This is a genomic window from Flavobacterium gelidicaeli (assembly GCF_013294005.1).
Classification (GTDB): Bacteria; Bacteroidota; Bacteroidia; order Flavobacteriales; family Flavobacteriaceae; genus Flavobacterium.
The window spans coordinates 14,875-29,164 of sequence record NZ_JABSNK010000006.1 but is presented as its reverse complement, the minus strand read 5'-3'; the positions used below and the strand labels follow the sequence as shown (position 1 = coordinate 29,164).

Genomic DNA, 14,290 nt, shown 5'->3' with positions numbered 1-14,290 from the left:
TAACTAAACTAAAATTTATGAATGAATTTACTCCAAAAGAGAATCAAGATTTAATAATTGATTTTGAATCAAAAGGGTTTTTAAAAGAAACTGCAAAATGGACATATTTCTTGTCGATCCTTGGTTTTGTAGGTGTGGGGATTTTTTTTATGATAGGACTCTTCGTGCAATCATTATTTTCTAAATTGGGAAGTATGTTTGGTGGTATGATGGGTAATCAAATGAGTGGTGGTTTTATTGGCACATTCTACATTGTGATGGCGGTCATATACTTCTTTCCAGTTTACTACATGTTTAAATTTTCTACTAAGCTTAAAGCTGCTCTTAAAACAAATGATAATTTAAAATTGAAAGATGCCTTTAAGTTTATGAAGTCACATTTTAAATTTGTGGGGATTACTTCTTTAGTTTTTATCTCATTTTATGCATTAATTTTTATTGTTTTTATAGTATTTGGAATAAGTTCAGCAATGTAAAATCAATTTTAAAAATTTTGAAACTATAGTTTATAAAGCCTCAAGTTAACTTGAGGCTTTGCTTATTTATTAAATTTTAGTAATCAGTGTTATATGATGATATTGATTGATATATCTAAATCTTTTTATGTTTATTAAATGTTAACATGTAAATTTTGATTTAATTAGATGTTTAACAAAATATTTAACTTTTTTTTAATATGTAGTCATTTAAAAGATTATTTTTACTGCATCTCAATTAATATCTATGATCTCAAAACTACCTTCTTTAATAAAGTTTAGAACTATATTTTTTCTTTTCTTTTTTTATGCGTTTCTAAATTCTACCAATACTAATGCCCAATGCGCTGGTGTTGATAATGATTTTGAAGTTTGTGATATTACAGACCCAAGCAGTAAAACAATTGATCTCTTCTCACAATTAGGAGGCATTCCTACTATTGGCGGAATTTGGAAAGACGACAATTTAAGTGGAGGGTTAAATACAACTACAGGTTATTTAAATGCTCAGAGCATTAAAAATAGTGGAGTGTACAGTTATACGTATACAGTGACTGGTGTGAGTGGTTGTGCTATTAATTCTGCAAAAATTACAGTGACTGTTGGTGGTTATACTGGAGAAGCTTTAATCACCTCTGCATGTAGTGATGATGCGGCATATAATTTATTTCAAGCATTCAATACGGTCAATTTTCCTAGTCCTCATCAAAATGGAGTGTGGTCAGATGATAGTGGGACTAACTCCTTAACAGCTAATTATTTTAATGCTAACAAAGCAGGTGTAGGAACGTATGCTTTCACCTATACTATTCCCGCAATAGGAACTTGTATCGAACAAAAATCTACTGTACAAGTAAGAGTGTTTCCAGCAGCAAATTCAGGAATACCAACTGATTTATTGCTCTGTAGTTCTAGTAATTTGAATACAAATTTTGATTTAAACAGTTTGCTAATTGATGAAGATGCAGGTGGTAGTTGGATTGATAATTACGGGACATCAGAATTATCAAGTAGTGCTGATAATTTTGTAAATATTGAAAATATTTACAATAATTTTGGAGAGGGGACTTATAGTTTTTCTTATCGTGTTTCTCCAACAAATCCCATTTGTATAGTAAAATCATCCAGTGTAAATATAATTATAGAAAAACAATTGGATTTTACAGGAGCTAGTTTAAATGTAAGTTCTGATATTTGTGAAAATGAAATAGCAACTGCTCAATACAATGCTATTATAACACAAGGGGCACAAAACATACCTAATGGAAGCTACAATGTTAAATATAGTATTACTGGAGTGTCTACAGTATATAGTATAGTTGCAAATTTTGTTAATGGAGTATTAAGTTTTTCAATAGATCGTAGTAATTTTCAGCAAGTTGGTAAATATAATGTTACTATAACTGAGATTGCAAAAACAACAAGCCTCGGGGCATGTAATAATATAGGTATACTGAATGATGAAGTAAATATTTTCACTACTCCCAATATAAATAACGCAACTTTGACAATCGATCCTGTTTGTAAAGGTTTTGATGCATTAGTCAAATTTTCTGGATCAAGTAATCTTTTAGACGGGGATTATAAAATTAAGTACAATTTGTCGGGTGCGAATTCTATAAGTGCTCAGAATGTAAACGTTACAATAGTTGGAGGAACTGGTTTTTTTCCTATTGCTGCAGGATTAATACAAAATAGTGGGAATACGCTAATTTCGATTACTAATATTACTAATGTTGCAACTAACTGCACAAATACTTCAAACATTACTAAAAATTTTATTGTAAAACCAGCGATAGATTTATCAGCTATGGTTGTAACTGTTACTGATGTTTGTTTAGGTAATGATGTTCAGGTTAATCTAAAAGGACTAAATAGTTTTTCTCAAATTACTTTAGATTATGATGTTACTGGAGCTAATACAATTGCAAATCAATCCGTGGTATTTACAGTTGTTGACGGTGCTGTTACTATTGTTATTCCAGCAACTAGCTTGGCTACTACAGGAGCGAATACTTTACATATAACTAAGTTTACTGATGTTGTAACTGGTTGCGAATTAATTTTATCAAATGATACTAATTTTAATGTAAATGAAATTCCGTTGCTTCCAACCGTTATGGATGAAGTTAGCTATTGTAAAGATGAAAATAAAACAGTTGCTGATTTACTACCAAATGGTCCAAGTTATAAATGGTTTATTTCAGCAACTAGTACTACTGCTTTAAGTAATGATGTTGTTTTAGTATCTAATAACTACTATGTAAGCGAGACTAGTAGTTCAGGCTGTGTTTCTGATAGAGCAGTTGTGGAGGTTACAATAAATGATTCTAATGCACCAATTTTATTAGATGAGCGTAGCGGTTTATTTTGTGGTTTAGACAAACCAACGCTACAAGACCTTGATAATAATATTGATAAGTCTGCCATAGGAGTAACAACTTTAGTTTATTTCGATGCCTTAAATGGCGGTAGTGAATTGAGTTTATTGGATCCATTAGAAGATAAAAAAACGTATTATGCTTTTACTTTTTTGAGCACTACAGGTTGTTATTCCAGCAATGCACTTGCTGTTGAAGTTTCTTTATATGACTGTGATGCGGTAAAATACGATTTCTTTATTCCTGATGGTTTTTCTCCAAACGGCGATATGGTCAATGACACTTTCAATATTCCAAATATTGATTTAATCTTCCCTAATTTTACTTTAGAAATTTATAATCGTTACGGAAACTTAATGTTCAGTGGTAACAAGAGCAAACCTTCTTGGGACGGTAAGAATTCTGATCACAGTACTATTGATGGTATAGCACCAAATGGGGTTTATTTTTATGTAATTAATTTTAATAAAGATAATACCAAACCTAAACAAGGCCGTTTGTACTTAAATCGATAATTTAACAATTTCTCTAAACTTGACTTCATGAAAAAAACAATACTTTTAGTAAGTTTTTTCTTATTTATTAATAAAATAGCAGCGCAACAAGATCCACAGTACACACAATACATGTATAACATGAATATTGTAAATCCTGCTTACGCCACTAGTGATGAATCCGTACTTAATTTAGGTTCTTTGTATAGAACACAATGGGTTGGTGCCGTTGGTGCTCCTAAAACATTAACTGTATTTGCACATATGCCAGTAAACGATAAAGTTGAAGTTGGATTTTCAATGATTTCTGATGATATTGGGGACGGTGCTAAAAAAGAAAATAACTTCTACGCTGATTTTGCTTACGTGTTATCATTTAATAATAGTCACAAACTTTCATTAGGTTTAAAAGCAGGAGTAACTTCTTTACAAACAAATTTTAATGGATTTAGATTTGAGAGTACTTCGCCAGATTTTGCTTTTGAAGACGTTTCTATTCTAAAGCCAAATGTAGGTGTTGGAGGGTATTATTTTACTGATAAATATTACATTGGTTTATCAACTCCTAATATTTTTAATTCAAAACATATTGAACAAAAGTCCGGTATAAGTAATTATGGCTCCGAAAATCTACATGTTTTTTTAACTGGAGGATATGTTTTTACGTTATCAGAATCGTTTAAGTTTAAGCCTGCCTTGATGACCAAATTTGTAAAAGGATCCCCAGCCAACTTAGATGTTTCTGCAAATGTTTTGTATAATGAAAAGTTTGAATTAGGATTATCTTATAGAGTAGGTGATGCCGTGAGCGGATTAATGAATGTAAAAGTATTACCTAATTTGCGTGTGGGATATGCTTATGATTATACTATTTCTAATCTTGGACAGTTCAACTCTGGAACACACGAGATTTTTTTACTGTTTGATTTAGATTTATTAAGTAAAGGATATGATAAATCACCACGATTCTTCTAAAATGAAAAATATGAAAAGAATATTACTCCTAATAATTGTGTTTTTAATACAATCTATAAATGCCCAAGATCGAAATTTACAAAGAGCAAATCGTTTTTTTGAAAAGACATCGTATAGCGAAGCCATTCCTAGATATGAAAAAATAGTTACTTATAATAACGCCGATACAGTAATTAAAAATTTAGCAGAATGTTATTACTACATAGCTAACTTTGACAAAGCGCAACGTTATTACAGTTTGCTATTTGATCGCTCAAATAAAGATCTTGACGAAGCTGATTATTTTAAATATTCTCAAGTTTTAAAAGGTCTAGGGAAATATGAAGCTGCTAATACATTAATTCATGATTATTTAGTTTCTAATAAGGATTCTGATGCTTTAGCAAAATTCAATAAAGAAGCTAAAATTTTAGAGAATGTATCAGCAATTGGAAACCGATTCGAAATTAAGAATTTAGCTTTTAATACCGAGAAGTCTGAATTTGGAGCTATTAAACTTGGTGATAAATTAGTTTTCTCTGCGGTGAGAAAAAATATTCCTTTATTTGGTAAAACCTTCAAATGGAATAATGAGTCGTATTTGAATTTAGTTACAATTGCAATTAAGAATCAAAACGCTGCTGATTCTGCTGCAAATTTTTTCTCTAAAAAAATAAATACTCCAGTACATGAGGCTAATGCTATCTTTACAAAAGATGGTAAAACAATGTATTTCACGAGAAATAATTTCACTAATTGGGGGAAAGCTAAAAACGATAAAAAAGTTTCTACATTACAAATTTTTAGATCAGAATTAGTAGACGATAAATGGACTAAAGCGGTTGCTTTACCATTCAATAGCGAAGATTATTCTGTAGAACATCCCGCTTTAAGTGTTGATGAAAAGACATTGTATTTTGCTTCTGATATGCCGGGAACATTAGGTTCCTTCGATTTATATAGCGTGAGTATTAACGGAAAAACTTTTGGTACACCAAAAAATCTAGGAACAACTATAAATACGCCAAAAAAAGAACAATTTCCTTTTTTTGCTCAAGACGGTAAATTATATTTCTCTTCAGATGGACATGAAGGATACGGTTCTCTGGATGTATTTGTAAGTGAATTTGAAAACAACGATTTTAAGAAACCTCAAAATGTAGGACTTCCATTAAACTCTGGTTACGATGATTTTGCCTTTACAATTGACTCAAAAACCAAAGAAGGTTATTTTTCATCAAATAGAAAAGGTGGTAAAGGAAGTGATGATATTTATCAATTAATAGAGACGCTGCCTTTGCTTATTGAAAATTGCAAGCAATATATTGCAGGTGTAATCACTGATTTTGATTCAAAAAAACCATTAGATAATGCGTTAGTCGTATTGAAAAATGATAAAGATGAAGAAATTCAACGTTTTGTTACTGCTGCAGATGGAAAATTTAATTTGCTTTCGCCATGCGAAACTAGTTATACAATCCATGCAAGCAAAGAGGAGTTTACTAATAAGTCTATGATACTGCGTATTGATAATATAAGAGACAAAGAAAACGATGGCTCAATGATTTTACGTTCTCTTGAGATTATTAAAAATGAAGAATTAGTAGCACTTGAGCAAAAAGAAAAAGAAGCTAAACTGGCTCAAGAAGCTAAAGACAAAGCAGCTTTAGTGGTACTGGAAAAAAAGAAAAAAGAAGACGAAATAGCACTTTTACAACAAAAGAAAGATAAAGTACTAGCTGATAAACGCGAAGTTGAAAAAGCAATAATTCAGAAAAAAGAAAAACTTGAAGCACTTGTTTCTAAAGAGAAAGATGTTGTTAAAGTTAAAGACCGTATGGTTATAAAAACAGATCCTATTTACTTTGATTACAATTTATGGTACATTCGTAGGGATTCTAAAGTTATTTTAAACCGTGTGATTGAACTGATGAAGAAATACCCTGAGATGGTTATAGAAATAGGCTCACATACTGATAATAGAGGAAATGCTAATTACAATATGAACCTTTCTGAGCAACGTGCAAATGCGACTAAGGAGTATTTTATTGATCAAGGAATAGCTGATAAAAGAGTCATTGCAAAAGGTTATGGTGAAACGGTTCAAATTGAAAAATGTGAGCCAAGTGATTCTTGTACTGAAGAACAACATGAGTTAAATAGACGAAGTGAGTTTGTAATTTTAAACTTGTAATAATCTAAAGCAAAAAAATAGTTTATTATTCCTAAAAAAAAGGTAGCTGGATTGTATAATCCTACTACCTTTTTTTGGGTTTCAAAGTCAGCTTTTTCATGATACTATTTTTAAATAATTTAATTGTTAGTTCAAGCGATTTAGTGAACCACTATTGCATTTTGTCTTTGCTCGATTTGGTAGAAATTAAGTTAGGCTATATTACATTGGTTTTGGTATTATATTATTTTTTTTCACTGATTTAAAACCATAAGTTAAGTTTTGGCGTAAATGCTTTTATATAACTTAATAATTACAATCATGAAAACAAGAAAATTTTTATCAGTAGCATTTTTAACATTAGCATTCGGAGCAACTTCATTCGCACAAAAAACAGTAATGGTAGGTGGGGCAGAAATGTATCCTTCTAAAAACATTATCGAAAATGCTGTAAACTCTAAAGACCACACTACATTAGTTGCAGCAGTAAAAGCGGCAGATTTAGTTGAAACTTTACAAGGAATGGGACCGTTTACAGTTTTTGCTCCTACTAATGCAGCTTTTGATATGTTAGCTGCAGGAACAGTAGAAACACTATTGAAGCCTGAGAATAAAAAAATGTTACAAACAATACTTACTTACCACGTAGTTTCTGGAAAAATGAACGCAGTTGATATTGCAAAAGCAATAAAAGAAGGAAATGGAAAAGCAATGCTTAAAACAGTAAGTGACGGAACTTTAACAGCTTGGATGAAAGGAAAAAAACTATACATCACAGATGAAAAAGGGGGGATGGCTGAAGTAACTATCGCTGATGTTAATCAATCAAACGGTGTTATTCACGTAGTAAATGCTGTTTTATTACCTAAAAACTAAGAATTAGTTAAAGGTTATTGCAAATAATAAAGAGTCTTGATAATTATTCAAGGCTCTTTATTTTAAAAAATAAAATCCCAATTCTAAATTAATAGAATTGGGATTTTTATATTTAGAACGAATGCCTTTATCTCAACGTAGCTCCTAATTCAGTTTCAAAAACTTTTTGCAACTTACCCATAATTTTATCGATTTGAGCGTCGGTTAATGTTTTAGAAGTATCTTGAATTGTAAAACTTAATGCGTAAGATTTTTTTCCTTCAGGTAAATTATTTCCTTCGTAAACATCAAATAAATTAATGTCTTTCAATAGGTTTTTCTCTGTTTGTTTTGCTAAAGCGAATATTGCATCGTAATTTACACTTTGATCAACTAGCAACGCTAAATCTCTACGTACTTCTGGGTATTTCGGAATATCAGTAAATTTTATTTTGCTGGCAGCAGCTTTCAAAAGGATGTCCCAATTAAAATCAGCATAATAAACTTCTTGTTTTATTCCAAAATGTTTCAAAATTGATTTTTTTACTAAACCAAATTCTACCAAAGCATTGTGACCAGTTCCAATTGCGATTCCTTCTGAAAACACATCAGAGGTAACTGGGCTATTTTGCGTTTTTTGTATTCCAAAACGTGCTAATACAGCATCAACGTATCCTTTCAATAAAAAGAAATCTGTTGGTTTTTGAGTGTTGGTCCAGCTTTCTTGATTTCTATTTCCAGTGATAAAAGCAGACAAATGTTTGTGTTCTTCAAATCCTGATAAAAACTTATGATATGTTTTACCGAATTCAAATAATTTTAAATCACTATTTTTTCGGTTTATATTATAAGAGATAGCTTCTAATCCTGAGAATAATAATGACTGACGCATTGTTGCTAGGTCGTTACTCAAAGGATTCAACATAGTAACATTGTGCTCTTCTTTTAAAGTATCCGAAAGTTGTACATAACTAGCCGTAGTTAGCGAGTTAGCCATCATTTCGTGAAAACCTTGTGAGTTTAACTGCGTTGCAATAATATTTTGCAATTTATAGTCCTCATTACGAGGGGAGTTAGCAACGGTAGCATTGAATTTTTTTGAAAAACTAATGTTGTTGTATCCGTAAACTCTTAATATTTCTTCGATAACATCAATTTCTCTTTGTACATCCACACGGTATGAAGGAATTGTAAGCCCCAATCCAGTTTCAGATACGCTATTAACTTTAATATCTAAGGATACTAAGATTTGCTTGATAGTATCTTTTGGGATTTCTTGACCAATGATTTTCTTAACATTACAAAAGTTTAAGAATACAGCAAAGTCTTCAATTTTCTTTTGGTAAACATCACTAACATCAGATGTGATTTCTCCACCGGCAACCTCTTGAATTAATAAAGCTGCACGTTTCAAAGCATAAGCAGTGATTGTTGGGTCGATACCTCTTTCAAATCTAAATGAAGCGTCAGTGCTTAATTGGTGTCTTTTTGCAGTTTTACGAATACTTACAGGATTGAAATAAGCACTTTCTAAAAATATTGCATTAGTATGCTCAGAAACCCCAGAGTTTTTACCACCAAAAACTCCTGCGATACACAATGGGCCTTTTTCATCACATATCATTAAATCCTCTTCATGTAATGTGCGTTCTACATCATCAAGAGTAGTGAACTTTGTTCCTGCTTCTAATGTTTTTACAATGATTTTCCCGTTTACTTTCGCAGCGTCAAAAGCATGTAATGGTTGTCCTAGTTCATGTAAAACGTAATTTGTAACGTCTACTATATTGTTTTTTGGATTTAATCCAATAGCTTTTAATCTATCTTGTAGCCATTGTGGAGAAGGTTTTACTGTAATCCCTGATATAGTAACTCCGCAATATCTTGGCGCTAATTGTGTGTCCTCGATTACAGTATCTATTTTAAGGGTACGCATGTCTATTCTAAAATTACTTACAGATGGCGTAATTAACTCTACATTAATACCACTTTGCAGTAAGCCCGCTCTTAAATCACGAGCAGTACCTAAATGACTCATGGCATCTGCACGATTTGGCGTTAAGCCTATTTCAAATACTTCGTCATTCTCTACTTTAAAAACTTCGGCAGCTTTTGTCCCAGGAACTAGTGCTGCGTCAAGAATCATAATTCCATCATGACTTTCTCCTAAACCTAGCTCATCCTCAGCACAAATCATACCGTGACTTTCCTGACCGCGAATTTTACCTTTTTTGATAGTAAAAGCAGTACCTTCTTTATCGTATAAAACAGTTCCTATTGTTGCCACTGGTACATTTTGTCCCGCATCAACATTGGCAGCTCCACATACTACTTGAATAGGAGTACCGGTTCCTATATCTACAGTCGTCAATTTTAGTCGGTCAGCATCAGGATGAGGAACGCAAGTAAGCACATGTCCTACTACAATTCCTTCTAATCCACCTTTTATAGATTGATATTTTTCAACCATTTCTACTTCTAAACCTAAGTCGGTTAGTAAAGCTGCTGTCTCTTCAGAATTCCAGTCTGTTTTAATAAATTGTTTTAACCAGTTATAAGATATTTTCATCTGTCATTTTTAATAAGATTGCAAATATAAGGATTGCAGTTTGTAGTAAGAAACTATTTTTTTTGTTTTTTATGTCAATTTTGTAGTATTAAAAAACTTTCTACAAAAATAATATCTTATACTTTAAGTATTTATTTTACTAATTAAATAATAAAATAAGGTTAAAAAAACGAATATGGAAATTTTATGCTATTAAGTGAATAGATAATGCTATAGATGTATTATTATTCAAAGTAAATTTGGGTAAATTAAAATAGAGAAGTATGAGCAATATAGCACAAAGACCTGAATTTAAGGCAAAGTATGACAATTACATAGGAGGTAAATTCGTAGCTCCTATAAAAGGAAATTACTTTGATGTAGTTTCTCCAATTGACGGAAAAGTATTCACTCAAGCAGCACATTCTAATATAGAGGACCTAGAACTAGCAGTAGATACTGCACATAAAGCATTTGAAACTTGGGGAAAAACATCAGCCACAGAGAGAAGTAATTTATTGAATAAGATTGCGCAAAAAATAGAAGATAACTTAGAATACATCGCTACGGTAGAAACGGTCGATAACGGAAAAGCGATTCGTGAAACGCTAGCTGCTGATATTCCGTTGGCAATTGACCATTTTAGATATTTTGCAGGAGTGATTAGAGCTGAGGAAAGTTCAATTGTAGAACTAGATTCACAAAGTATTTCAATTGCTTTGAGTGAACCTCTTGGCGTTATTGCACAAATTATTCCTTGGAATTTTCCCATATTAATGGCCGTTTGGAAAATTGCACCTGCATTAGCTGCAGGAAATACTGTAGTATTAAAACCAGCAGAAAGTACACCCATTTCCATCTTAGTTTTAATGGAATTAATAGGTGATATTTTGCCTCCAGGAGTATTGAATATTGTAAATGGTTTTGGTGCAGAATTAGGACGCGCCTTGGTAACTAATAAAAAAGTTTCTAAAGCAGCTTTTACAGGTTCTACCACTACAGGACGTTTAGTGATGCAATATGCCACTGAAAATATTATTCCGGTGACGCTGGAACTAGGAGGGAAGTCTCCTAATGTTTTTATGAAATCTGTTGGAGATGCTGATGATGACTTCTTTGATAAAGCCATTGAAGGAGCTGTTTTATTTGCTTTAAATCAAGGAGAAATTTGTACTAGTCCTTCCCGTTTATTAGTTCATGAGGATATCTATGAAAAATTTATGGCACGTGTAATTGAAAGAACTAAGGCTATAAAAATGGGGAATCCATTGGATAGAACTACAATGATGGGAGCCCAAGCTTCATTGGTACAAAAAGAAAAAATTATGTCTTATCTAAAATTAGGTAAGGAAGAAGGAGCTGAGCTGTTGACTGGTGGCGATCAATATAAAATGGATGGAGATCTTGCAGGAGGATATTATATCCAACCTACGATTTTCAAAGGGAATAATAAAATGCGTATTTTTCAAGAAGAAATTTTTGGTCCTGTTCTAGCAGTTACAACTTTTAAAACTACTGAGGAAGCTATCGCTATTGCAAATGATACTATGTATGGTTTAGGCGCGGGTTTATGGACTCGAGATGCACACGAAATCTATCAAGTTCCAAGAGCAATTCAAGCAGGTCGCGTTTGGGTTAATCAATACCATTCTTACCCTGCGGGTGCTCCTTTTGGTGGGTACAAACAATCTGGTATAGGTCGCGAAAATCATAAAATGATGCTTGCACATTACCAGCAAACTAAAAACATGTTGATTTCTTACGACAAAAAGAAATTAGGTTTCTTTTAGTAAATGATTCAAAAAAGGCAGGTGTAAGCTTGCCTTTTATCTTAAAATATAATTTAAAATAAACAAATGATTAGAAGAATTGATGCTACAAAAGAAGCTATTGAACTAATAGCTATTCTTAAAGAAAAACATGGGGAATTGATGTTTTATCAAGCAGGAGGTTGTTGTGAGGGATCGCAGCCACAGTGTTTTGAAAAGGGAGGTTTTTACCAACGAATGGGTGATGTATGCATTGGAACTATCGAAGAAGTAGCGTTTTGGGTGGATAAAGACTTATTTGAATACTGGAAACATGCTCATTTTACCTTAAAAGTTATTGATGCTTTTGGTGTTGGCGGATTCTCTTTAGAAACGCCATTAAAGAAAACGTTCCAAATTGAATACCGAATTTTCACACCAGAAGAAGAACAAAATTTAACACCTATTCACTACATTGAATAATTCAGTTTACATACAATAATTGGTATTGTTTAGGGGTAATGCCTTCATGCTTTTTAAACAATCTAATAAAGTAATTACTGTCTTCAAATCCTGATAAATGGCAAACTTCATTTATTTGTATCGTAGGGTTTTTAAGCAGTTTTTTTGCACATTTAATTTTTTCTTTAATTACAAATTCTATAGGAGTCATTCCTAATTCTCTTTTAAAGAAACGATAAAATGAAGTTGTGCTCATACATGCTTTTTCGCTAAGATTTTTCAAACTGATATTTTCACGTAAATTTAAACGAATGTATTCTATTACCTGAGTTATTGGAGCATTAGAGTCTGTTATTACTCCATCATCAATTGATTTTGCTGTTTGTGTTTGTATTATTCTAATCAATAATTCTTGTAAGGTCAAATCAGCTAAAATGTCTTTTGTTATGGACGTACCCATACATTCCTTTACTAATTTATTGATGGTAGTTGCTAATTCTATATTGTTATAAAAATAATAATTGTGGTAGTCTAAATGCCAAAACTGATTGTTGCCTTCTTTAGGATAGCGCTCGTTTAAAAAGTGTAAAGTTGCTGTGATTTTTTGTTGGTCTATCGCCAAAGCCAAGCATTGCGTAGGATTACTTTTAGTTGCTTCAGGAAAATCAATTTTCATTTCTACGTTTGACGGAATCACCACTGTTTCGCCTGGTAAATACTCAAAACAAGGATCGTCAAATAGGTGCATTATTTTTTTACCTCTTAACATGCTCGTCACCACTAAATCATTAAATTGTAATGGAACTAAAGTAGCATCTTTATAAGTCTCAAAAATATTTAATTCACAGTGGTTTAAATTATAAACCGTTCTATTTTCAACTAAAGTTTTTAAGGACTTTTCATTTGACAAACTTGGAGGAGAGATATAGCTGCGATTCATAAATATAACGTATGAAAATTGATCTATAAACTTACTGAAAATAAATGTATTACAAAAACATTTTGTAGTTATATCTAAATAATATATTCAAGAAATAGTTTTCCCTTTTATTTTTTAAGTACTCAAATTTATTACCTGAAAAACACTTACATTATTAATTATTTTAGTTTGAATTTATTTTAAAAGTAATTCTGTTTTGGGTGTTTTTAACGGTATTGGTATGACTTCTAAGCGATGTTTTTTATTATTAAATACTTTTATTAAAAATCAAGGTAATGATTTCTATTTAATCACATTAGAGGTTAAAACAATCAATTACTTTTCTTGCAAACATCATTTAAAATTTTTTCTGCTTTTTTATCTCCTAGTCCTGATGCAATATTCAAATCTTGACAGGCACCTTGAAAATCTTTTTTGGCAATTTTAGCATCTGCTCTGTTTCTATAAGCATTAAAATAGTTTAAATTAAGTACTATTGCTTCTGAATATTTTGAAATAGCCAAATCGTATTTTTTTTGGCTGAAATAAATAAAACCCAAGTTGTTTAATGCTAAGTAATTGTTTGGATTAAGAGCTAAACTTTGTGTGTAGAATATTATTGCTTTATCAAAATCTTGTTGCTCTTGATACAACAATCCTTTACTGAATACTGCTATTTCCCAGTTTGGTTTTAACGATAATGCTTTCTCTAAATCTTTTTCGGCTTCGTTGTATTTTTTTTGTTTAATCTCAATTAATGCCCTATCATGCCAGCCCCATTCATTATTAGACATTGACTCAATTGTTTTTGTAAAATCATTGTAAGCACCCTCTAAATCGTTTATTCTTTCTTTGGCAGCAGCCCTATTATAATAAATGGTTATTTCATTGGGAGCCATTTTAGCAGCTAGATCATAATCTTCTATCGCACCTTTGTAATCATCAATTTGTGTTTTTAGCTGTGCTCTTTTAAAATATTTCTCTGCTGAAGGATTCATATTTATGAAATAAGTTTGGTCTTTAATTCTGTTTCGAATTCCTTTATACCTTACCGTATCAATTTGAACACTAGTGTTGTCTATTAGTTCCGTTTGTGCAAAACTAAAAGTGGTTATAAATAAAACTAAAAGCGTTAGAATCCTCATGTTATTTGTTTTACTATTATTAAAGTTATCTGTTTTTTAAAATCGGTTTCTATTATATTCAAAAATAGTTAAATTATTTTAATAAAAAAAAACTGTATTTTGACTACAATGCTCAGAAAGATTTGTTTGAAAAAA

10 protein-coding genes are annotated in these 14,290 nt (G+C 31.5%); 7 read left to right on the top strand and 3 right to left on the bottom strand.

The window, feature by feature from the left end:
* The first annotated feature begins 17 nt into the window (after positions 1–17).
* The 5 genes from HNP99_RS10550 (at position 18) to HNP99_RS10530 (ending at position 7,354) form a co-directional block, all read left to right on the top strand.
* Positions 18–476 (top strand): DUF5362 family protein, encoded by a 459-nt coding sequence (locus HNP99_RS10550; RefSeq protein ID WP_173853346.1) that lies wholly within the window; start codon positions 18–20, stop codon positions 474–476.
* 247 nt (positions 477–723) lie between these two features.
* Positions 724–3,372, top strand: coding sequence for a gliding motility-associated C-terminal domain-containing protein (locus HNP99_RS10545; protein WP_173853345.1), 2,649 nt, complete (start codon positions 724–726; stop codon positions 3,370–3,372).
* A gap of 27 nt (positions 3,373–3,399) precedes the next feature.
* Positions 3,400–4,326, top strand: a complete 927-nt coding sequence (locus tag HNP99_RS10540; RefSeq protein WP_173853344.1) for a PorP/SprF family type IX secretion system membrane protein — start codon at positions 3,400–3,402, stop codon at positions 4,324–4,326.
* A 10-nt stretch (positions 4,327–4,336) separates the two neighbouring features.
* Positions 4,337–6,499, top strand: a complete 2,163-nt coding sequence (locus HNP99_RS10535) for an OmpA family protein (protein WP_173853343.1) — start codon at positions 4,337–4,339, stop codon at positions 6,497–6,499.
* A gap of 300 nt (positions 6,500–6,799) precedes the next feature.
* The gene (locus HNP99_RS10530) at positions 6,800–7,354 is read left to right on the top strand and encodes a fasciclin domain-containing protein (protein WP_173853342.1); all 555 of its coding nucleotides are present in this window, start codon (positions 6,800–6,802) and stop codon (positions 7,352–7,354) included.
* A 127-nt stretch (positions 7,355–7,481) separates the two neighbouring features.
* On the opposite strand, the gene pheT is transcribed toward HNP99_RS10530, so the two are convergent.
* Positions 7,482–9,902 carry a phenylalanine--tRNA ligase subunit beta gene (gene pheT / locus HNP99_RS10525; RefSeq protein ID WP_173853341.1) on the bottom strand — a complete coding sequence of 807 codons (2,421 nt, stop codon included), beginning with the start codon at positions 9,900–9,902 and terminating at the stop codon, positions 7,482–7,484.
* 263 nt (positions 9,903–10,165) lie between these two features.
* Between pheT and HNP99_RS10520 the strand changes: the two genes are divergently transcribed.
* Both HNP99_RS10520 and HNP99_RS10515 read left to right on the top strand, forming a co-directional pair.
* Positions 10,166–11,671: an aldehyde dehydrogenase family protein gene (locus tag HNP99_RS10520; protein ID WP_173853340.1), complete on the top strand. Its 1,506-nt coding sequence runs from the start codon at positions 10,166–10,168 to the stop codon at positions 11,669–11,671.
* Between the two features lie 66 nt (positions 11,672–11,737).
* The gene (locus HNP99_RS10515; protein WP_173853339.1) at positions 11,738–12,112 is read left to right on the top strand and encodes a DUF779 domain-containing protein; all 375 of its coding nucleotides are present in this window, start codon (positions 11,738–11,740) and stop codon (positions 12,110–12,112) included.
* A 1-nt stretch (position 12,113) separates the two neighbouring features.
* Here the strand turns inward: HNP99_RS10515 and HNP99_RS10510 are convergent, their stop codons facing one another.
* Together HNP99_RS10510 and HNP99_RS10505 are read right to left on the bottom strand one after the other, a co-directional pair.
* Positions 12,114–13,031, bottom strand: coding sequence for an AraC family transcriptional regulator (locus HNP99_RS10510; RefSeq protein ID WP_173853338.1), 918 nt, complete (start codon positions 13,029–13,031; stop codon positions 12,114–12,116).
* 311 nt (positions 13,032–13,342) lie between these two features.
* Positions 13,343–14,155, bottom strand: a complete 813-nt coding sequence (locus HNP99_RS10505; protein ID WP_173853337.1) for a tetratricopeptide repeat protein — start codon at positions 14,153–14,155, stop codon at positions 13,343–13,345.
* Between the last annotated feature and the right edge of the window lie 135 nt (positions 14,156–14,290).

Excerpts from the sequence above, each read along its gene's own strand:
- pheT (WP_173853341.1), bottom strand. The coding sequence starts at position 9,902 with ATGAAAATATCTTATAACTGGTTAAAACAATTTATTAAAACAGACTGG.
- HNP99_RS10530 (WP_173853342.1), top strand. The coding sequence starts at position 6,800 with ATGAAAACAAGAAAATTTTTATCAGTAGCATTTTTAACATTAGCATTC.
- HNP99_RS10550 (WP_173853346.1), top strand. The coding sequence starts at position 18 with ATGAATGAATTTACTCCAAAAGAGAATCAAGATTTAATAATTGATTTT.
- HNP99_RS10505 (WP_173853337.1), bottom strand. The coding sequence starts at position 14,155 with ATGAGGATTCTAACGCTTTTAGTTTTATTTATAACCACTTTTAGTTTT.
- HNP99_RS10520 (WP_173853340.1), top strand. The coding sequence starts at position 10,166 with ATGAGCAATATAGCACAAAGACCTGAATTTAAGGCAAAGTATGACAAT.
- HNP99_RS10545 (WP_173853345.1), top strand. The coding sequence starts at position 724 with ATGATCTCAAAACTACCTTCTTTAATAAAGTTTAGAACTATATTTTTT.
- HNP99_RS10540 (WP_173853344.1), top strand. The coding sequence starts at position 3,400 with ATGAAAAAAACAATACTTTTAGTAAGTTTTTTCTTATTTATTAATAAA.
- HNP99_RS10535 (WP_173853343.1), top strand. The coding sequence starts at position 4,337 with ATGAAAAGAATATTACTCCTAATAATTGTGTTTTTAATACAATCTATA.
- HNP99_RS10515 (WP_173853339.1), top strand. The coding sequence starts at position 11,738 with ATGATTAGAAGAATTGATGCTACAAAAGAAGCTATTGAACTAATAGCT.
- HNP99_RS10510 (WP_173853338.1), bottom strand. The coding sequence starts at position 13,031 with ATGAATCGCAGCTATATCTCTCCTCCAAGTTTGTCAAATGAAAAGTCC.